This is a genomic window from Kineococcus halophytocola, from assembly GCF_041276425.1.
Lineage (GTDB): Bacteria > Actinomycetota > Actinomycetes > Actinomycetales > Kineococcaceae > Kineococcus > Kineococcus halophytocola.
On the sequence record NZ_JBGFTU010000002.1, the window covers coordinates 155,096 to 174,737 of the forward strand.

Annotated in this window: 19 protein-coding genes; 4 read left to right on the plus strand and 15 right to left on the minus strand. The window is 74.7% G+C overall.

Annotated elements, in window-relative coordinates:
• Positions 1-74: 74 nt before the first annotated feature.
• Complete coding sequence (gene pyk, locus AB2L27_RS02460; RefSeq protein WP_370439878.1) at positions 75-1,514, minus strand: pyruvate kinase; 1,440 nt, start codon at positions 1,512-1,514, stop codon at positions 75-77.
• A gap of 144 nt (positions 1,515-1,658) precedes the next feature.
• On the opposite strand from pyk, the gene AB2L27_RS02465 reads away from it, so the two are divergent.
• A complete protein-coding gene (locus AB2L27_RS02465; RefSeq protein ID WP_370439879.1) occupies positions 1,659-2,063 on the plus strand; it encodes a hypothetical protein in 405 nt (134 codons plus the stop codon).
• Positions 2,064-2,139: 76 nt separating this feature from the next.
• Here the strand turns inward: AB2L27_RS02465 and AB2L27_RS02470 are convergent, their stop codons facing one another.
• The 10 genes from AB2L27_RS02470 to hisI all read right to left on the minus strand — a co-directional run bounded on the left by AB2L27_RS02470 (position 2,140) and on the right by hisI (position 14,686).
• A complete protein-coding gene (locus AB2L27_RS02470; protein WP_370439880.1) occupies positions 2,140-3,597 on the minus strand; it encodes a glutamate synthase subunit beta in 1,458 nt (485 codons plus the stop codon).
• Entirely contained in the window at positions 3,590-8,197 is a 4,608-nt protein-coding gene (gene gltB, locus AB2L27_RS02475; protein WP_370439881.1) for a glutamate synthase large subunit, read from the minus strand. The genes AB2L27_RS02470 and gltB overlap by 8 nt, the downstream gene beginning before the upstream one ends.
• 247 nt (positions 8,198-8,444) lie before the next feature.
• The gene (gene lgt / locus AB2L27_RS02480; RefSeq protein WP_370439882.1) at positions 8,445-9,428 is read right to left on the minus strand and encodes a prolipoprotein diacylglyceryl transferase; all 984 of its coding nucleotides are present in this window, start codon (positions 9,426-9,428) and stop codon (positions 8,445-8,447) included.
• A complete protein-coding gene (locus AB2L27_RS02485; RefSeq protein ID WP_370439883.1) occupies positions 9,425-10,255 on the minus strand; it encodes a DsbA family protein in 831 nt (276 codons plus the stop codon). The genes lgt and AB2L27_RS02485 overlap by 4 nt, the downstream gene beginning before the upstream one ends.
• 26 nt (positions 10,256-10,281) lie before the next feature.
• On the minus strand, positions 10,282-11,124 hold the full coding sequence (trpA, locus tag AB2L27_RS02490) for a tryptophan synthase subunit alpha (RefSeq protein ID WP_370439884.1): 843 nt from the start codon (positions 11,122-11,124) through the stop codon (positions 10,282-10,284).
• Positions 11,121-12,419 (minus strand): tryptophan synthase subunit beta, encoded by a 1,299-nt coding sequence (gene trpB, locus AB2L27_RS02495; protein ID WP_370439885.1) that lies wholly within the window; start codon positions 12,417-12,419, stop codon positions 11,121-11,123. Before trpB ends, trpA begins: the two co-directional genes overlap by 4 nt.
• Positions 12,416-13,240: an indole-3-glycerol phosphate synthase TrpC gene (gene trpC, locus AB2L27_RS02500; RefSeq protein WP_370439886.1), complete on the minus strand. Its 825-nt coding sequence runs from the start codon at positions 13,238-13,240 to the stop codon at positions 12,416-12,418. The genes trpB and trpC overlap by 4 nt, the downstream gene beginning before the upstream one ends.
• Before the next feature lie 58 nt (positions 13,241-13,298).
• The gene (locus AB2L27_RS02505; protein WP_370439887.1) at positions 13,299-13,595 is read right to left on the minus strand and encodes an HGxxPAAW family protein; all 297 of its coding nucleotides are present in this window, start codon (positions 13,593-13,595) and stop codon (positions 13,299-13,301) included.
• 93 nt (positions 13,596-13,688) lie between these two features.
• Positions 13,689-14,318: a Trp biosynthesis-associated membrane protein gene (locus tag AB2L27_RS02510; protein WP_370439888.1), complete on the minus strand. Its 630-nt coding sequence runs from the start codon at positions 14,316-14,318 to the stop codon at positions 13,689-13,691.
• On the minus strand, positions 14,315-14,686 hold the full coding sequence (gene hisI / locus AB2L27_RS02515; protein WP_370439889.1) for a phosphoribosyl-AMP cyclohydrolase: 372 nt from the start codon (positions 14,684-14,686) through the stop codon (positions 14,315-14,317). The genes AB2L27_RS02510 and hisI overlap by 4 nt, the downstream gene beginning before the upstream one ends.
• Before the next feature lie 53 nt (positions 14,687-14,739).
• Between hisI and AB2L27_RS02520 the strand changes: the two genes are divergently transcribed.
• On the plus strand, positions 14,740-15,393 hold the full coding sequence (locus tag AB2L27_RS02520; protein ID WP_370439890.1) for a TIGR03085 family metal-binding protein: 654 nt from the start codon (positions 14,740-14,742) through the stop codon (positions 15,391-15,393).
• 1 nt (position 15,394) lies between these two features.
• Here the strand turns inward: AB2L27_RS02520 and hisF are convergent, their stop codons facing one another.
• Positions 15,395-16,168: an imidazole glycerol phosphate synthase subunit HisF gene (gene hisF, locus AB2L27_RS02525; protein WP_370439891.1), complete on the minus strand. Its 774-nt coding sequence runs from the start codon at positions 16,166-16,168 to the stop codon at positions 15,395-15,397.
• Positions 16,169-16,191: 23 nt separating this feature from the next.
• Here hisF and AB2L27_RS02530 point away from each other — a divergent pair, with 23 nt between their 5' ends.
• Both AB2L27_RS02530 and AB2L27_RS02535 read left to right on the plus strand, forming a co-directional pair.
• A complete protein-coding gene (locus tag AB2L27_RS02530; RefSeq protein ID WP_370439892.1) occupies positions 16,192-17,487 on the plus strand; it encodes a GNAT family N-acetyltransferase in 1,296 nt (431 codons plus the stop codon).
• Positions 17,488-17,491: 4 nt separating this feature from the next.
• Positions 17,492-18,073, plus strand: coding sequence for a nucleoside/nucleotide kinase family protein (locus AB2L27_RS02535; protein ID WP_370439893.1), 582 nt, complete (start codon positions 17,492-17,494; stop codon positions 18,071-18,073).
• On the opposite strand, the gene AB2L27_RS02540 is transcribed toward AB2L27_RS02535, so the two are convergent.
• From AB2L27_RS02540 to AB2L27_RS02550, 3 genes are read right to left on the minus strand one after another with little or no spacing between them, the layout of a single operon-like run.
• Complete coding sequence (locus AB2L27_RS02540; protein ID WP_370439894.1) at positions 18,070-18,525, minus strand: PH domain-containing protein; 456 nt, start codon at positions 18,523-18,525, stop codon at positions 18,070-18,072. The genes AB2L27_RS02535 and AB2L27_RS02540 overlap by 4 nt on opposite strands.
• Positions 18,513-19,358, minus strand: coding sequence for an ATP phosphoribosyltransferase (hisG, locus tag AB2L27_RS02545; protein ID WP_370439895.1), 846 nt, complete (start codon positions 19,356-19,358; stop codon positions 18,513-18,515). The genes AB2L27_RS02540 and hisG overlap by 13 nt, the downstream gene beginning before the upstream one ends.
• A gap of 10 nt (positions 19,359-19,368) precedes the next feature.
• Entirely contained in the window at positions 19,369-19,632 is a 264-nt protein-coding gene (locus AB2L27_RS02550) for a phosphoribosyl-ATP diphosphatase (protein WP_367639864.1), read from the minus strand.
• Between the last annotated feature and the right edge of the window lie 10 nt (positions 19,633-19,642).

The window sequence follows — 19,642 nt, forward strand, 5'->3', positions numbered from 1 at the left end:
CCGCGCAGGACCACGTGAGACGGGGAGAGCCCCGGAGCAGCGGCTCCGGGGCTCTCCCCGTCTCGGGCGGCCGGTCAGGCGTAGGCGCTGGAGACGCCGGCGGTGGCGTCGCCGATGCGGTGCACGCGAACGGCGTTGGTCGACCCGACGATCCCGGGCGGGGCCCCGGCGACGATGACGACGAGGTCGCCCACGGAGCAGCGGCCCATCTCCTGCAGGCGGCGGTCGACCTCCTTGACCATCTCGTCGGTCGTGGAGATGAACGCGGCGTACTGCGGGTCCACGCCCCACGACAGCGCCAAGCGGCGGCGCGTGGTCTCCTCGGCCGTGAAGGCCACCAGGGGGATGCCCGCGCGCAAGCGGGACAGGCGGCGGGCGGAGTCACCCGACTGGGTGAAGGTCACGAGCAGCTTGGCGTCGAGCTGCTTGCCGATCTCCGAGGCCGCCAGGGTGATGGCGCCGCCCTTGGTGTGCGGGACGGTGCCCAGGGCTGCGATGCGGTCCGCGCCGTGGGTCTCGGTGTTCTCGATGATGCGGGACATCGTGCGCACCGCCTCGAACGGGAAGGCCCCCACGCTCGTCTCGCCCGAGAGCATGAGGGCGTCGGCGCCGTCCAGGACGGCGTTGGCGCAGTCGGAGGCCTCCGCGCGCGTCGGGCGCGGAGCGGTGATCATCGACTCGAGCATCTGCGTGGCGACGATGACGGGCTTGGCCTGGCGGCGGGCCAGCTCGATGGCGCGCTTCTGGACCAGCGGCACCTCCTCCAGCGGCAGCTCCACGCCGAGGTCACCGCGGGCCACCATGATCCCGTCGAAGGCGGCCACGACCTCGCGGAGGTTCTCCACCGCCTGCGGCTTCTCGACCTTGGCGATGACGGGGACGGTGACGCCCTCCTCCTCCATGATCTTGTGCACGTCCTCGGCGTCGGCGGCCGAGCGCACGAAGGACAGGGCGACCATGTCCACGCCCAGGCGCAGCGCGAAGCGCAGGTCCTCGACGTCCTTCTCGGACAGGGCCGGGACGCTGACGGCCACGCCGGGCAGGTTGATGCCCTTGTTGTTGCTCACCGGACCCGGCACGGTGACCGTGGTGACGACGCGGGGTCCCTCGACCGCGGTGACCTCCAGGCCGACCTTGCCGTCGTCGATGAGGATCCGGTCGCCCACCGCGACGTCGCCCGTCAGCCCCTCGTACGTCGTGGAGCACACGTCCTTGGTGCCGACGACGTCCTCGGTGGTGATCGTGAAGACGTCACCGACGGCGAGGGCGTGCGGGCCGTCGGCGAACTTCCCCAGGCGGATCTTCGGACCCTGCAGGTCCGCGAGGACGGCGACGGACCGGCCGGTGCCTTCAGCGGCGGCACGCACCCCCTCGAAGTTCGCCCGGTGGTCGTCGTGGGAGCCGTGGCTCAGGTTCATCCGGGCGACGTCCATCCCGGCGTCCACCAGTGACCGCAACCCTTCGGGACCGGCCACAGCGGGTCCGAGGGTGCAGACGATCTTCGCTCTGCGCATGCACCGAGCCTATTGCGCCCCGGACGCGGGCCGACGCGTGGGGCGTGCCGCACCCCGGACGGTCACCGGATCATCACCGGCCGGCCGCCGCCCGCGGGGGTGCGCCGGGGTGCGCCGTCCCGGCGTCCACCCCACCATGGCGGCGTGACCACGCACGAACCGCAGCGCGACGCAGCCCGGGACCTCGACTTCGAGCGCGAGATCGACGAGGTGGTCGAGGAGAGCCTGGACCACGAGTACGCCGTGTACGTCCGGCTGCACGAGGGGGGCCGGTGGCCCGAGGGCGCCCTCGCCGGGCTGCTGGCGGACCTGCACGCGGCCCACCCGCGGGTGGAACGGGCGCTGGCCGGCGGGCAGGCCCCCGAGCACGACGTCGTCATCAGCGTCGACGGCGACGGCCTGGACGCCGAGGGCGCCGCCCGGCACGCGCTGGGCCGCGTCACGGCGGCCGCGGCGGCCCGGGACCTGGCCGGGCACGCCGCCGACGTCACGGTGCTCTCGGACCAGGCCGTGTGGACCTTCGACCGCGACGAGGTCGCCGGCTGGTAGCCGGCCGGCACGACGCACCGGAGGGGGTGGGCACCGGCCGGTGCCCACCCCCTCTCGTGCGTGTCGTGCCCGGCCCTCAGGCGGTCAGCGGCACCGCGTCGGCCCGGATGGGCACGGGCAGCGCCGTGTCCCCCATGAGGAACTCGTCCACCGCCGCCGCGCACGCGCGGCCCTCGGCGATGGCCCACACGATGAGCGACTGGCCCCGGCCGGCGTCCCCGGCGACGAAGACCCCGGGGGTGCCCGTGGCGTAGCCCGGCGTGCGGGTGAACCGCGTCCGCGCGTCGGCCTCCAGCCCGAGCTGGGCCACCAGGCCGCCGTGCTCGGGCCCGGCGAACCCGATGGCCAGCAGCACCAGCTGGGCCGGCAGGTCCTGCTCGGTCCCCTCCACCGGCGTCCACACCCCGTCGACCTTGGTGACCTCGACGATGCGCAGCCCGCTGACGCGCCCGTCCTCGCCGACGAAGGCCTGCGTGGAGGCGGAGAACTTCCGCTGGCCCCCCTCCTCGTGGGAGGAGGAGACGGAGAACACCTTGGGCATGGTCGGCCACGGTTCGTGGTCGGCCCGCTCCTCCGGCGCGGTCGGGTAGATGTCGAGCTGGGTGACCGAGCGGGCCCCCTGGCGCAGGGCCGTGCCGTAGCAGTCCGAGCCGGTGTCGCCCCCGCCGATGACCACGACGTCCAGGCCGTGGGCGTCGATGAGGTCGGCGGGCGCCTCCTGGCCCACGGCGACGCGGTTCGTCGGCGGCAGGTACTCCATGGCCTGGTGGATGCCGGCCAGGTCGCGCCCGGGCAGGTCCACCTCGCGCCACTGGGTGGCGCCGGTGGCCACGACGACCGCGTCGAAGCGGTCCCGCAGCTGCTCACCGGTGATGTCGGCGCCGACGTCGACGCCGGCCCGGAAGCGGGTGCCCTCGGCCTCCATCTGGGCCAGGCGGCGGTCCAGGACGGAACGCTCCATCTTGAACTCGGGGATCCCGTAGCGCATGAGCCCGCCGACGGCGTCGTCGCGCTCGTACACCACGACGGTGTGCCCCGAGCGGGTCAGCTGCTGGGCGGCGGCGAGCCCGGCCGGACCCGAGCCGACCACCGCGACCGTCTTGCCGGTGAGGCGCTCGGGCACCTGCGGGGTGATCCAGCCGGCCTCGGCGGCGTTCTCGGCGATCATCACCTCGACCTGCTTGATGGTCACCGGCGGCTGGTTGATCCCCAGCACGCACGCCGACTCGCACGGCGCCGGGCACAGCTTGCCGGTGAACTCCGGGAAGTTGTTCGTGGCGTGCAGGCGCTCGATGGCCTCGCGCATGTCCCCGCGACTGACCAGGTCGTTCCACTCGGGGATGAGGTTCCCCAGCGGACAGGCGTTGTGGCAGAACGGGATGCCGCAGTCCATGCAGCGCCCGGCCTGGCGCTGCAACTGCTGCTGGTCCTGCTTCTCGTACACCTCGCGCCAGTCCATCAGGCGCAGCGGGACGGGGCGGCGGGGCGGCAGCTCCCGCTCGCGGACCTTGAGGAACCCCCGGGGGTCAACCATGCGAAGCCTCCATGATGCGGGTGAGCACGGCGTCGGAGTCCGGTTCCAGCCCGTCGGAGACGGCCTGGGCGCGGACCTCGAGCACGCGGGCGTAGTCCCGCGGGACGATCGTCGTGAAGCGCTGCCGGGCGGCTCCCCAGTCGGAGAGCAGCTTCGCGGCGGCGGTGGAGTCGGTGTGCTCGCGGTGGGCCACGAGCAGGTCGTGGACCCGGGCGGCGGCCTCGTCGGTCAGCGGGACGAGGTCGACCATGTCGCGGTTGACCCGGGCCTGCGGCAGGTCGAGCACGTGGGCGAACCCACCCGACATGCCCGCGGCCACGTTGCGGCCCACGCGGCCCAGGACGACGACCTCGCCGCCGGTCATGTACTCCAGCGCGTGGTCGCCCACGCCCTCCACGACCGCGGTCGCCCCGGAGTTGCGCACGCAGAACCGCTCCCCGACCTCACCGCGCAGGAACAGCCTGCCGCTGGTGGCGCCGTAGGCGATGACGTTGCCCGCCACGATGTCGCGCTCGCGCGGGCCCGAGGCGGTGTCGGGGCGCACGACGACGGTGCCGCCGGACAGGCCCTTGCCGACGTAGTCGTTGGCGTCGCCGAACAGCCGCAGGGTGATGCCGCGGGGCAGGAACGCGCCGAAGGACTGGCCCGCCGACCCGGTGAAGGTCACGTCGACCGTGCCCTCGGGCAGCCCCTCCTCGCCCCACTTCTTCGTCAGCTCGTGGCCCAGCAGGGTGCCGACCGTGCGGTTGACGTTGCGCACGGGCAGCTCGATGCGCACCGGGGTGCCGCTGGCGAGGGCGTCGGCGGCCCGCTCGACCAGGACGTGGTCCAGGGCCTTCTCCAGGCCGTGGTCCTGCGTGGTGGACCGGTGCAGCGTCGAGCCCTCCGGGCCCACCGGGGCCTGCAGGATCGGCGCCAGGTCCAGCCCGGACGCCTTCCAGTGCGCCACGGCGCGGCGGGTGTCGAGGACCTCGACGTGCCCCACGGCCTCCTCCAGCGAGCGGAAGCCGAGGGAAGCCAGCAGCTCGCGGACCTCCTGGGCCACGAACTCGAAGAAGTTCACGACGTGGTCGGCCTGACCGGTGAAGCGGGCGCGCAGCTCGGGGTTCTGCGTGGCGACACCCACCGGGCAGGTGTCGAGCTGGCACACGCGCATCATGATGCAGCCGGAGACGACGAGCGGGGCGGTGGCGAACCCGTACTCCTCCGCACCGAGCAGCGCGGCGATGACCACGTCGCGGCCGGTCTTGAACTGCCCGTCCACCTGCACGGTGATCCGGTCGCGCAGCCCGTTGACGACGAGGGTCTGCTGGGTCTCGGCCAGACCGAGCTCCCAGGGGCCGCCGGCGTGCTTCAGGCTCGTCAGCGGCGCGGCGCCCGTCCCGCCGTCGGCCCCGGAGATGAGGACGACGTCGGCCTTGGCCTTCGACACCCCGGTCGCCACCGTGCCGACCCCCACCTGCGAGACCAGCTTCACGTGCACCCGGGCGTCCGGGTTCGCGTTCTTGAGGTCGTGGATGAGCTGGGCGATGTCCTCGATCGAGTAGATGTCGTGGTGCGGCGGCGGGGAGATGAGCCCCACGCCGGGCGTGGAGTGCCGGGTCTTGGCGATGTTCGGGTACACCTTGTGGCCCGGCAGCTGACCGCCCTCACCGGGCTTGGCGCCCTGGGCGACCTTGATCTGCAGGTCGGTGGCCGAGGTCAGGTAGTTGCTGGTGACGCCGAAGCGGCCCGAGGCGATCTGCTTGACCTTCGAGGTGCGCTCGGGGTCGTACAGGCGCTCGACGTCCTCCCCGCCCTCCCCGGAGTTCGACCGGCCGCCGAGGCGGTTCATCGCGACGGCGAGGACCTCGTGCGCCTCCTGGGAGATGGAGCCGTAGCTCATCGCCCCGGTGGAGAAGCGCTTGACGATCTCGCTGACGGGTTCGACCTCCTCCAGCGCCACCGGCTCGCGGGTGCCCTTCTTCAGCTGCAGCAGACCGCGCAGCGTCATGAGGCGCTCGGACTGCTCGTCCACGCGGGAGGTGTACTTGCGGAAGAGGGTCTCGTTGCGCGAGCGGGTGGAGTGCTGCAGCTGGAAGACCGTCTCGGGGTCGAACAGGTGCGGCTCGCCCTCGCGGCGCCACTGGTACTCCCCACCCGTCTCCAAGGTGCGGTGGGCGCGCTCCTGGCCCTCCACGGGGTAGGCCAGGCGGTGCCGCTGGGCGACCTCCTCGGCCAGCACGTCCAGCCCGACGCCGCCCAGGCGGGAGGTCGTGGCCGTGAAGTACTCCTCCACGAGGGTCTGCGACAGGCCCAGGGCCTCGAAGACCTGCGCGCCGCGGTAGGAGGCGACGGTGGAGATGCCCATCTTGGACATGACCTTCAGGACGCCCTTGCCGAGCGCCTTGATGAGGTTCTTCACCGCGGTCTGGGCGTCGACCGTCGTGATGACCTGGTGGCGGACGAGGTCCTCGACCGTCTCCATCGCCAGGTAGGGGTTGATCGCGGCCGCGCCGTAGCCGATGAGCAGCGCGACGTGGTGGACCTCGCGCACGTCGCCGGCCTCGACGACCAGACCGACCTGGGTGCGCAGCTTCTGGCGCACGAGGTGGTGGTGCACGGCCGAGGTCAGCAGCAGCGAGGGGATCGGCGCGTACTCGGCGTTGGAGTCGCGGTCGGAGAGCACGACGAAGACGGCGCCGTCGGCGATGGCGCGCGAGACCTCCGCGCGGATCTCCTCGATGCGCCGGGCCAGCTCCGCTCCCCCGCCGGCCACGCGGTACAGGCCCTTGACGACGAGGGTCGTCCGGCCCGGGTTCCGGCGGTCGCGGTCGATGTGGACGATCTTGGCGAGCTCGTCGTTGTCGATGACCGGGAACGGCAGCACGAGCTGGTGGCAGTGCGCCGCCGACTCCGACAGCGCGTTCTGCTGCGGGCCGGTCACGGTGATGAGGGAGGTGACCAGCTCCTCGCGGATCGCGTCCAGCGGCGGGTTCGTCACCTGCGCGAAGAGCTGGGTGAAGTAGTCGAACAGCATCCGCGGCCGGGTGGACAGCACCGCCAGGGGGGTGTCGGACCCCATGGAGCCGATCGGCTCGGCGCCGGCGCGGGCCATCGGGGCGAGGATGAGCCGCAGCTCCTCCTCGGTGTAGCCGAAGGTCTGCTGGCGACGGGTCACCGACGCGTGGCTGTGCACGATGTGCTCGCGCGGGGGCAGGTCCCCCAGGTGCACGACGTTCTTCAGCCACTCCGCGTAGGGCTGGGCCGCGGCGAGCTCGGCCTTGATCTCCTCGTCCTCGACGATGCGCCCCTTGGCCGTGTCGACGAGGAACATCTTCCCCGGCGCGACCCGGCCGCGGGTCACGATCGAGCTGGGGTCCAGTTCCAGGACCCCGGTCTCGGAGGCCAGCACGACCAGGCCGTCGTCGGTCACCCAGTACCGCGAGGGGCGCAGGCCGTTGCGGTCCAGGACGCCGCCGATGACGGTGCCGTCGGTGAAGGTCAGGTTGGCCGGGCCGTCCCACGGCTCGGAGAACATCGAGTGGAACTCGTAGAAGGCCCGGCGGGCCGGGTCCATCTCGGTGTTGTTCTCCCACGCCTCCGGGATCATCATCAGCACCGCGTGCGGCAGGGAGCGCCCGGCCAGGTGCAGCAGCTCCAGGACCTCGTCGAAGGAGGCCGAGTCCGAGCCCTCGGTGGCGCAGATGGGGCCCAGGCGCTGGACGTCACCGGGGATGAGCGGGGTGCTCATCGTCGACTCGCGCGCGGCGGTCCAGTTGCGGTTGCCCTTGACCGTGTTGATCTCGCCGTTGTGGGCGATGGTGCGGAAGGGGTGGGCCAGCGGCCAGCTCGGGAACGTGTTCGTGGAGAAGCGGGAGTGGACCAGCCCGAGCTCGGAGGTGAACCGGCGGTCGGACAGGTCGGGGAAGAACGGCTCGAGCTGGCCGGTGGTGAGCATCCCCTTGTAGACCATCGTGCGCGCCGACAGCGAGGGGAAGTAGACGCCCAGGTCGCGCTCGGCGAGCTTGCGCAGCACGTAGACCCGGCGGTCCAGGTCGACCCCCGTCTCCAGCGGGCGCAGCCCGTCGGTGCGGGTGGCGAGGAAGAGCTGGGCGAAGAACGGCATGCAGGCGCGGGCCTGCTGCCCCACGAGGTCGGCGGTCACGGGGACGTCGCGCCAGCCCAGGACGTCCAGGCCCTCGGCCTCGGCGATCTCCTCGATGCGGGCCACGGCCTCGGCGCGCTCGGCCTCGGCCAGCGGCAGGAAGGCGTTGCCGACGGCGTAGGCCCCCTTGGCGGGCAGCTCGACGCCCTGCTCGGCCATGACGGCGCGCAGGAACTCGTCGGGGACCTGGGTGAGGATGCCCGCACCGTCCCCGGTGCTGGCCTCGGCGCCGACGGCGCCGCGGTGGTCGAGGTTGCGCAGCGCGGTCAGGGCGTGCTCGACGATGTCGTGCCCGGGTTCGCCGCGCATGGTCGCCACGAAGGCGACGCCGCAGGCGTCCTTCTCGTGGGCGCGGTCGTAGAGCCCGGCGTCGTCCGGGAATCCGGTGAAGGGCAGCGGGCGGACCTGCCGGCCCGGCTGCGACGCCGTGTGCGTGGACGTGTGGAGCGACATGCAGTGCACCGTCCTGAAGAGAGAGGTCCAGGACCTCGGTGGACAGGGGGTCTCTCGACGGGTCTCCTCGAGGGTCGCCCGGTCGGGCGGATCTCGGGGAGCCGGGTCAGTCTCTTCGAGATGAGGTTCGCGCCTGGGGGGCGCGCACCACGAACGAGGGGCGGCGCTGGCCCCCGTTCACCTCACTGTAACGCGCGTGGTGCCGTGCTCACGTGCACCGGACCATCACACCGAGGTCGAGGTTCGGTCACGACTCCCGCGCGTCCGGCCGCGGGTCGCGGTCCGGTGAGGGGCGATCAGCACGGGCGGTGACGGTGGGCCCGCCGGACTGGTTCGCGAGGTCGTCGTCCGGGCTGGTGGCCGGCGACGACTGCGAGGAATCTACCCGCTCCAGGGCCTCGGGCCGACCACTATTTACCCTGCGTGACCAGACGAATGCGATGAGTGCGATGAGGAAGACGGCACCCGCGACCCACTGGTTGACCCGGAGACCCAGCAGGTGGTTCGCGTCGTCGATGCGCAGCGCCTCGAAGTACGACCGGCCCAGGCAGTACAGCGCGACGTAGGCGAAGAACGCCTGCCCGTGGCGCAGCGACCAGCGCCGGTCGGTCAGCACGATGACGGCCGCGACGAGCAGGCACCACAGCGACTCGTAGAGGAACGTCGGGTGGAAGGTGCCCAGCACCTCCGGGTTCCCCTGCGCGTCCAGGACCGCCCGGCCCGCCGACTCGTCCCAGCGGTGCACCGTCAGCGCCCACGGCACGTCGGTGGCCCGGCCGTACAGCTCGTTGTTGAACCAGTTGCCCCACCGGCCCGCGGCCTGGGCGACGAGCAGCCCCGGAGCCATCGCGTCGGCCAGGGGCAGGAAGCGGTAGCCCGCGCGGCGGCAGGCGATCCACGCCCCCAGCGCCCCGCCGGCGATGGCGCCCCAGATCCCCAGGCCGCCCTCCCACACGTACAGGGCGCGCACGGGGTCCCCGCCCTCGCCGAAGTACGCCTGCGGGGAGGTGATCACGTGGTAGAGCCGGGCCCCGACCACCCCCAGCGGCACGGCCCAGACGGCGACGTCGAGGACGAAGTCCTCCCGGCCGCCCCTGGCCCGCCACCGGCGCTCGGCGATGATCACGCCGAGGACGATGCCGACGACGATGCACAGCGCGTAGGCCCGCACCGGGACCGGGCCCAGGTGCCAGACCGCGACCGTCGGGCTCGGGACGGCGGCGGGGATCACGGCGTCGTCGTCGCGGCCGCGACGGCCCGCTGCAGCGCCGCCGCCGGGTCCGGGCCCAGCAGGTCCTGCGTCGGGACCTCCTGCTTCTGCCCGCCCTGCGGGGTCACCGTGACCGTCGGCGTCCCGGAGACGTCGTTGTCGCGCATGGTGTCGGCGACGGACTGCACGTAGTCGCGGTAGGCGTGCCCGTCGTAGGCGGCCTGCCACTGCTCCAGGTCCGGGACCCCGGCCTGCTCGGCGAAGTCGCGCAGCTGGGCGTCGGTGTACCCGGCCCCCTCGCGCTCGGGCTGGTTGGCGAAGACGGTGCGGTTGTACTCGACGAACCTCCCCTGCGCGTCGGCGGCGGCCGCGGCCTCGGCGGCCCGCTGGGAGGCGTCGTTGCCGAGGTTGCCGTCGAGGAAGGTCAGCGTGTGCACGACGACCTGCGCCTGGCCGTCGGCGGCGAGCTGGACCACCGCGTCACCCGCGGCCGTCTCGAACCGCGCGCAGTAGGGGCACTGGTAGTCCAGCCAGACGTCCAGCGTCGGGGCGCCGGGCGCCGGGGTCCCCGGCAGCGTGAGACCGGCCCCCATCGCGCTCGCGCTCGGCGGGACCTGCTGCTCGGCCAGGGCCACCTCCGCCGGGCGCGAGCGGTTGATGACGACCACGACGACGGCGACGATCGCGAGCACCACGACGACGGCGGTGCTGACCAGCAGCACCCGCCGGCTGCGCTCACGGGCCAGTTCGCGCTGGCGCAGCGCGGCGGCCTTGGCCCGCCGCGCCTCGCGCGCGTCCTCGGCCTGGCCCGCTCGCGCCGGGTGCCCACCGGGCTTCTTCGTGCTCACGCTCGTCTCCTCCGCGGTGGTGCTCGTCAGGGTCGGGTGCGGACGCCGGCGGCCAGCTGCTCGGCCAGCTCCCCGACGGCCCGCGCGCCGGCGGCCGGCGAGTCCGCGTCCAGCAGGCGCTGGACGAACGCGGACCCGACGATGACGCCGTCGGCGTACTGGGCGACCTCGGTCGCCTGCGCCGGGGTCGACACGCCGAGCCCCACGCAGACGCGCTCGGCGCCGGCGGCCCGGGTGCGCCGCACCAGCTCGGCCGCCCCCGCGCCCACCGTGGCACGCGTTCCTGTGACCCCCATCAACGAGGCCGCGTAGACGAACCCGCGGCAGGCGCTCGCGGTCGTGGCCAGCCGGGCGTCGGTGGAGCTGGGGGCGACGAGGAAGACGTGCTCGAGGTCGTGCTCGTCGCTGGCCCGCAGCCACTCCCCGGCCTCGTCGGGGATGAGGTCGGGCGTGATGAGCCCGGCCCCGCCGGCGGCGGCCAGGTCCTGCGCCCAGCGCCGGACGCCGTAGCGGTCCACCGGGGGCCAGTAGGTCATGACGAGGACGGCCGCCCCGGTCGAGGCGACCTCCTCCACCGCGCGCAGCACGTCGGCCGGGCGGGTGCGGTTGGCCAGGCAGACCTCCGCGGCCCGCTGGATCGTGGCCCCGTCCATCGTGGGGTCGGAGTACGGCAGGCCCAGCTCGACGACGTCGGCCCCGCCCGCGACGGCCGCCTTGGCCGCCGCGATGGAGCCGTCGACGTCGGGGTAGCCCACGGGCAGGTAGGCCACGAGGGCGGCCCGCCCCTCGGCCGTCGCCGCGTCGACGGCCGCGGCCGCCGTCCCCGCCCGTGCCGTGGACCCCGTCCCGGGGTGCAGTTCGGTGCTCACCAGCCCGACCCTTCCGCGTCCTGGGGCGCGCCGGCGACCCGTTCGACCTCCGAGGCGACGAGGTCGGCGTCGCTGACGAGCCCGAACCAGCGGGCCGCCGTGTCCACGTCCTTGTCCCCCCGCCCGGACAGGCTCACCAGGACGGTGGCCTCGGGCCCGAGCTCCTGGCCGAGGTCGAGGGCCCCGGCCAGGGCGTGCGCGCTCTCGATGGCCGGGATGATCCCCTCGGTGCGGCACAGCAACCGGAACGCCTCCATGGCCTGGGTGTCGGTGACGGGGTGGTACTGCGCCCGGCCGCTGGCGGCCAGCCACGAGTGCTCCGGCCCGACCCCGGGGTAGTCCAGACCGGCCGAGATCGAGTGCGACTCGACCGTCTGCCCGTCCTCGTCCTGCATGACGTACTGCCGGGCGCCCTGGAAGACCCCCGTCGCCCCCGCCGAGATGGGCGCGGCGTGCCGGCCCGAGTCCACCCCGTCACCGCCGGCCTCGTAGCCGTGCAGCGCGACGCCGGGGTCGTCGAGGAAGGCGTGGAAGATGCCGATGGCGTTCGACCCGCCGCCGACGCACGCCGCGACCGCGTCGGGCAGCCGGCCGGTGAGGTCGAGCACCTGCTGGCGCGCCTCGATGCCGACGATGCGCTGGAAGTCGCGCACGAGCACCGGGAACGGGTGCGGGCCCGCGACGGTGCCGAAGGCGTAGTGCGTCGTGTCGACCGAGGAGACCCAGTCGCGGAACGCCTCGTTGACGGCGTCCTTGAGCGTGCGGCTGCCGGCCGTCACGGGCACGACGGTGGCGCCGAGCAGGCGCATCCGGGCCACGTTCAGGGCCTGGCGGCGGGTGTCCTCCTCGCCCATGTAGACCACGCACTCCAGCCCCATGAGGGCGGCCGCCGTCGCCGTCGCGACGCCGTGCTGGCCGGCGCCCGTCTCGGCGATGATGCGGTTCTTGCCCATGCGCTTGGTCAGCAGCGCCTGGCCGAGCACGTTGTTGATCTTGTGCGAGCCGGTGTGGTTGAGGTCCTCGCGCTTGAGCAGGACCCGCGCGCCCCCCGCGTGGGCGGCGAAGCGGGGCACCTCGGTGATGATGCTGGGGCGGCCGGAGTACGTGCGGTGCAGCTCGGCGAGCTCGGCCAGGAAGCCGGGGTCGGCCATCGCGGCGGTGTGCGCGGCGTCGATCTCGTCGAGGGCGGCCACCAGGGCCTCGGGCACGAACCGGCCGCCGAAGGCGCCGAAGTAGGGCCCGCGCTCGCCGCTGAGGGACCCGGTGGGCGTGGTCGAGGTGTCCGAGGTGGTCACGGGCGCACCGCCTGCACGGCCGGGTGCGCACCGGCGGCGACGAGGTCGGCCACGGCGCGGCGCGGGTCCTCGCCCGTGACGAGCGTCTCCCCCACGAGCACGGCGTCGGCGCCGGCGCGGGCGAACTCCACGACGTCGCGCGGGCCGGAGACCCCGGACTCGGCGACCTTGACCACGTGGTCGGGGATGAGCGGGGCGAGGTCGGCGAAGGTGCCGTTGTCGACCGCGAGGGTCTTGAGGTCGCGGTTGTTCACCCCGACCACGCGCGCACCGGCGTCCAGGGCGCGCGCGACCTCCTCGGCGGTGTGGACCTCCACCAGGGCGGTCATCCCCAGGGAGCGGGTGCGTTCGACGAGGGACACGAGGGCCTCCTGCTCGAGGGCGGCGACGATGAGGAGGACGACGTCGGCCCCCCAGGCGCGGGCCTCCCACAACTGGTAGGACTCCACGACGAAGTCCTTGCGCAGCACCGGGACGTCGACGGCGCAGCGGACGGCCCGCAGGTCGTCCAGGCTGCCGCCGAAGCGGCGCTGCTCGGTGAGCACGCTGATGACGCTGGCCCCGCCGGCCTCGTACTGCGCCGCGAGGTCGGCCGGGTCCGGGATGGTCGCCAGCGCGCCCTTGGAGGGGCTCTTGCGCTTGACCTCCGCGATGACCTTCACCCCCCGCTGCTCGTCGTCGCGGGGCTTCAGGAGGGCCTGGGCGTCCTTGGCCGGCACCTGGCGGTGCGCCCGCTCCTTCAGCTCCTCCAGCGAGGTGAGCGCCTTGCGCGCGGCCAGGTCCTCGCGGACGCCGGTCAGGATGTCGTCGAGGACTGTCACGGCACGAGGGTATCGCCGCGCACCGACAGCCCCGTCCGCCGGTGACCGACCGCCGGGATCAGCGGCCGGGACGCCCCAGGCCGACGGGCTTGCCGTCCGGGCCCTTGACCCCGTAGCCCGCCTTGGCGAGCACGGCGGAGACCACGAGCGAGCCGAGGATGACCACGCCACCGACGATCCCCCAGGTCAGGCTGGGGAAGACGACGGCCAGGCACAGGATGAGGAACCCGACCAGGCACACCCCGACCCCGGCCCACGCCGCGATGCTGTGCCCGTGGCCGTGCTCGTCGACGATGTCGGCCAGGTGCTGGACCTCGGACTCCCCGCGGGACTGCTGGCTCGGCTCGGTGCTCACGGGATCTCCTCGGGGCGGGTCGTCGGCGCGCCGCCGGCGCGCTCGGGTACTACGCACACCGTACCCACTCGGGCCCGGGTCCGCCGGGACGGGTCAGCGCGTGGGGTCCTCCCCGTGCGAGAGCGCGTCCCAGGCCGCGGCCGGGTCCTGGTGCGCCGGGGCGGGCGCACCGGAGCGGGCGTCGCGGGCGTAGCGGTCGGAGGCGCGGGGGTCCTCGCGCCGGCGGGCACCGAGCACCAGGCCCGCCCCGGCCACCGCGACCAGGCCCCCGCCGGCGGCGGAGACGACGGGCCAGGGCGCGACGTCGGTCCCGGCCTGGACCCGCGCCTGCGTCGTGCCGCTGGCGGCGCGGGCCGGGGCGCTGAGCGCGGTGGCGGGCTCGCGCAGCGGGCCGGTGCTGGCGGCGAGGACCCCGGCGCCACCGGCGACGAGCACGAGCGCGGCGACCAGGCGCGCCACCCGCCGGCCCAGGGTCGAGGCGACGACGGCGGCCAGGCTGACCAGGGCCAGCGCCGTGGCCACGGGGGCCGCGTCGCGGCCGGTGGCGAGCACGGCCGTGGTGCCCGTCGCCGTGGCGACCCGGCCCTCGACCCAGGTGGGCGCCCCGGCGCCGAGGGCGACCACGGCCCCCAGCGCGGCCACGAGCAGCAGCGGCCCGCGCGGGGAGCGCCGGCGCGCGGTGGGCGGGTCGGGCGGGGTGGGCGGGGTGGTTGGGGTGCTCACGCGGTCGTGACGGCCAGCGGCAGCGTGGTCGCCTCGAAGCAGGTGCGGTCACCGGTGTGGCAGGCGGCACCGACCTGCTCGACCTCCAGGAGCAGGGCGTCGCCGTCGCAGTCCAGGGAGACCCTGCGCACGTGCTGGACGTGCCCGGAGGTGTCGCCCTTGCGCCACAGCTGCCCGCGGCTGCGCGACCAGTACGTCGCCCGGCCGGTGGCCAGCGTCCGGGCCAGGGCCTCGTCGTTCATCCACGCGACCATGAGCACCTCCCGGGTGTCGTGCTGCTGGACGACGGCGCAGACGAGTCCGGCGGCGTCCCGCTTCAGGCGGGCGGCGGTGCGGGGATCGAGCTGGTTGGACGACACGCGGGTCATCGTCTCACCGGCCGCGGGGCGCGCCGGCGGGTCCGGGTGGCACCATCGGCGCCATGGCCCTCTCCCCCAGGCAGCCCGGTGACGCCCGACGCGAGCGGGACGGGCTGTGCGAGACCGCGTTGCGCGTCGGACCGCAGGCGCCCACGCTGTGCGCCGGCTGGGACGTGCGGGACCTGGTGGTGCACCTGGCCGTGCGCGACAACCGCCCGGACGTGGCGCTGGGTGAGGCGCTGCCGCCGCTGCGCCCGCACCGGGACAAGGTGGTCTCCGAGCTGGCGTCCCAGCCGTTCGAGCAGCTCGTCGAGCGGGTCCGCAACGGCCCGCACGGCCCGCTGCGGGTCCGGGCGCTGGACGGTCTGGTCAACAGCGCGGAGTTCTTCGTGCACCACGAGGACGTCCTGCGCGCCCAGCCCGGCTGGGGCCCGCGCGAGCTGGCCCGCGGCCAGGAGGAGGCGCTGTGGCGCACCGCGCGGGTCCTGGGCCGGGTCGCCTACCGCCGCTGCCCCGTGGGCGTGGTGCTGGTAACCCCCGACGGCCCGCGGGCGGTGGTGCGGCCGGGCGCGGACTCGGTCGCCCTGACCGGCCCGGTCGCCGAGCTGCTGCTGCACGCCTTCGGCCGCCGCACGCGCGCCCTGGTGCACCTGGAGGGGGCCCCGCACGCGGTGGACCGCTTCCGGGCCACGTACCCGGGCGCGGTGGGCGAGTAGCTCAGCGGACGGGGGCGCCCCCGGCGCGCAGGGCGTCCTTGACCTCGGCGACGGTGAGCTGGCCGAAGTGGAAGACGCTGGCGGCCAGGACGGCGTCGGCCCCGGCGGCCACCGCGGGCGGGAAGTGCTCCACCGCACCGGCCCCGCCGCTGGCCACCAGCGGGACGGTGACGCGGGAGCGGACCTCGGCCAGCATCGGCAGGTCGAACCCCTGCTTGGTGCCGTCGGCGTCCATCGAGTTCAGCAGGATCTCCCCCGCCCCCAGCTCCGCGGCGCGCGCGGCCCACTCCACGGCGTCCAGACCGGTGCCGCGGCGGCCGCCGTGGGTGGTGACCTCGTAGCCGGACGCGGTCGCCGGCTCCCCCGCGGGCGTGCGGCGGGCGTCGACGGACAGGACGAGCACCTGGGCGCCGAAGCGCTCGGCGATCTCGGTGATGAGACCGGGCCGGGCGATGGCGGCGGTGTTGACGCCGACCTTGTCGGCACCGGCGCGCAGCAGCCTCTCCACGTCGGCCACCGTGCGCACGCCGCCCCCGACGGTCAGCGGGATGAAGACCTGCTCGGCGGTGCGGCGCACGACGTCGTACGTCGTCTCCCGCGAGCCCGAGGAGGCGGTGACGTCGAGGAAGGTCAGCTCGTCGGCGCCCTGCTCGTCGTAGCGGCGGGCCAGCTCGACCGGGTCGCCCGCGTCGCGCAGGTCGGTGAAGTTGACGCCCTTGACGACGCGGCCGGCGTCGACGTCGAGGCAGGGGATGACACGGACGGCGACGCTCACGGGGGAACGGTACCGTCGCAGCCGTGCAGGACACCGGACGACCAGCCCCGCCCCAGCTCCGGACGACGCAGGTGGACCCCGACGACCGGCAGGCCCTGCGGGCCTGGGCGGTCCCGAGCCGGACGGCCTTCCTGGAGGCCGCGCCGACCGAGGAGGGTCTGGAGGACCGCCGGCGGGCGGTGCGCGGGCACCGGCTCACCGCGGTGCACGACACCGTCGCCGGTGAGGACCGCGTCGTGGCGACCCTGCGCAGCTTCGACTCCGAGCTGACCGTCCCCGGCGCCGGGCCCGTGAGCGTGGACGCCGTCTCGACCGCGACGGTGCTGCCCACGCACCGGCGCCGGGGGCTGCTGTCGCGGATGCTCACGGCCGACCTGGAACGGGCCCGGGGCGAGGGGCACGCCCTGGCCGCGCTCATCGCGCTGGAGGCCCCCATCTACGGCCGCTTCGGGTTCGGGGCGGCGACCCGGGCGACGAGCCTGGTCCTCGACCACGCCCGGGTGGCGTTCCGCCCCGACGCGCCGGCCGCGACGGGGTCGCTGGAGTTCGTCCCCGCGCGGCGCACCGACGAGCTCGCCGCCGTCCACGACACCGCCCGCCGGGCCCGCCCCGGGGCCATCGCGCGCGACGCGGCGTGGTGGGAGGCCGCCGGCCGGCGCGGTGAGGGCCGGTGGCTGGGCCCGCGCGGGCACGTCGTCCTGCACCGCGACGAGCAGGGCACCGCCGACGGGTACGCGGCCTACGACGTGAGCGACGACTCCGTGGGCCGGGTGCCGAACGGCACGCTGCACCTGCGCGACCTGACCGCCACGACCCCCTCGGCGTACCGGGCGCTGTGGGAGTTCCTGGCCTCGATCGACCTCGTGCGGGTGACGCGGGCCGCGGACCGGCCCGTCGACGAGCTGCTGCCGCACCTGCTCGTGGACCCGCGCGCGGTGCAGACCGGCCCGGTCGACGACTTCCTCTGGCTGCGCGTCCTGGACGTCCCCGGGGCGCTGGCCGCCCGGCGCTACCTGGGCTGCGGCACGCTGGTGCTGCGGGTCGCGGACCCGCTGGGCCTGGCGGGCTCGACGGTGCGGCTGCACGTCGCGGCCCAGCGCTGCGGCGCCGACGGCTGGGTGTGCCCGGAGGTCACGACGACGGACGCCGAGCCCGACGTGGTCCTGCCGGTCGCCGAGCTGGGCTCGCTGCTGCTGGGCGGGACGTCCGCGGTGGCCCTGCAGCGGGCCGGGCGCATCGAGGCCACCCCCGCGGCCGCGCAGGCGCTCGCCACGCTGATGGCCGCGCCGGAGCAGCCGTGGTGCCCCACCTGGTTCTGAGCCGGTGACCACCACCCCCACCCCGGCGACTCCCCCGCCCCTCCCCCCGGCCCCGGCGGCCCTGGCCGAGCGGGTGCTGGCCCGCCTGGCCCGGGTCCCGGCCCCACCGGCCGGTCCGCTGGTCCTGGCCGTCGACGGGCGCTCCGGGACCGGCAAGACCGACCTGGCGGCGGTGCTCCGGCGCCGCACCGGGGCCCCGGTGGTGCACATGGACGACCTGTACCCCGGGTGGGACGGGCTGGCCGCGGCCGTGGACCTGCTGGGCGGGCTGCTGGAGCGGCTGCGCCGCGGCGCGGTGGTCGAGCAGCCCGTGTGGGACTGGACGCGGGAGGCCTACACGCGCACGGTGGAGCTGCCGACGTCCGGGCTGCTCGTCCTCGAGGGGGTCGGGGCGGGCTGCGCCGGGCCGGTGGACCTGCTGGTCGAGCTCACGGCCGCCCCGGCCGTGCGCCGCGAGCGCGCGCTGGCCCGCGACGGGCAGACCTACCTGCCGCACTGGGAGCGCTGGGCCGCGCAGGAGGCCGCGCTGTTCGCGCGGCGGCCGCTGCACCCGGACCTGCGGTGGGCCACCGGCCCCGGGGACTAGCGCGGGGCGCGGTCCTCGACCAGCCGCGCCAGCCGCAGCGCCTCGGCGCGGGCGTGGTCCCCGTCGGCGCGCTGGACGCCCATGACGGCGAGGTTCTCCCCGTCGTCCAGGTCGAGGGTCAGCCACGGGTCGGCACCGCCGAAGCGGACGGCCACGACCTCCCCCCACTCCACCTCGCGGGTGAAGACGACGTTGCGCACGACGAGCGCGCGGTCGGTCACCCGCGCGTTGACGGTGACGAGCCGCACCAGACCGCCGGAGACGAGCGCCCCGAAGACGAGCGCGGAGACGGTGTCCTGCCCCGTCCACCCCGACTCCGGGGACAGGGACAGCCCGATGGACATGCCCACCATGACGACGAGGATGCCGATCGCGAACCCCAGGCCCACGACGCGGGCCCGGCGGGGCCGGAACGGGCGGTCGGACACGGGCCCGGCGGTCACAGGCGGCACGCGTGGATGCTCGTGACGAGGATCGCGCGGGCGCCGAGCTCGTACAGCTCGTCCATGACCCGGTTCGTCTCCGAGCTCTTGACCATGGCGCGCACGGCGACCCAGTCGGGGCTGGCCAGCGGCGAGACCGTCGGGGACTGCAGGCCCGGTGTGATGGCGCAGGCCCGCTCCGCGATGTCCTTGGGGCAGTCGTAGTCGACCATGACGTACTGGCGGGCCACGAGGACGCCCTGCAGCCGGCGCACGAGGACGTCGACGGCCGGGTCGGCGGGGGCGCCGGCGCGGCGCACGAGCGTGGCCTCCGAGCGCATGATCGGCTCGCCGAAGATCTCCAGACCGGCCGCGCGCAGCGTCGTGCCCGTCTCCACGACGTCGGCGATGACGTCGGCGATGCCGAGCGCCACGGCCGTCTCCACGGCCCCGTCGAGGTGGACGACGTCGGCGCTCACGCCGTGCTCGGCCAGGTGCCCGGCCAGCAGCCCGGAGTAGCTGGTGGCGATCCGGCGGCCCTCCAGGTCGCGGACCCCCGCGGCGACCCCGGGACGCCCGGCGAAGCGGAAGGTGCTGCGGGCGAAGCCCAGCGGCAGGACCTCGTCGGCGGGGGCGCGGGAGTCCAGCAGCAGGTCGCGGCCGGTGATGCCGGCGTCCAGCGTCCCGGACCCGACGTACAGCGCGATGTCGCGCGGGCGCAGGAACACGAACTGGGCGGCGTTGTCCGGGTCGTCGAGGATGAGTTCCTTGGCCTCGCGCCGCTGGTTGTACCCGGCCTCGCGCAGCATGGCGGACGCGGCCTCGGACAGGGACCCCTTGTTGGGGACGGCGATGCGCAACACGGGTGGGCTCCTAGAGGTGGGCGTACACGTCGTCGAGGGTCAGACCGCGGGCGATCATCAGCACCTGCAGGTGGTACAGCAGCTGCGAGATCTCCTCGGCGGTCCGCTCCCCGCCCTCGTGCTCCGCGGCCATCCAGACCTCGGCCGCCTCCTCGACGACCTTCTTGCCGATGGCGTGGACGCCGGCGTCCAGTTCCCGCACCGTCCCCGAGCCCTCGGGCCGGGTCAGCGCCTTGTCGCTCAGTTCGGCGAACAGGGCGTCGAAGCTCTTCACGGGCACGGAG

Excerpts from the sequence above, each read along its gene's own strand:
- AB2L27_RS02470 (WP_370439880.1), bottom strand. The coding sequence starts at position 3,597 with ATGGTTGACCCCCGGGGGTTCCTCAAGGTCCGCGAGCGGGAGCTGCCG.
- AB2L27_RS02520 (WP_370439890.1), top strand. The coding sequence starts at position 14,740 with ATGGCCCTCTCCCCCAGGCAGCCCGGTGACGCCCGACGCGAGCGGGAC.
- hisI (WP_370439889.1), bottom strand. The coding sequence starts at position 14,686 with ATGACCCGCGTGTCGTCCAACCAGCTCGATCCCCGCACCGCCGCCCGC.
- gltB (WP_370439881.1), bottom strand. The coding sequence starts at position 8,197 with ATGTCGCTCCACACGTCCACGCACACGGCGTCGCAGCCGGGCCGGCAG.
- pyk (WP_370439878.1), bottom strand. The coding sequence starts at position 1,514 with ATGCGCAGAGCGAAGATCGTCTGCACCCTCGGACCCGCTGTGGCCGGT.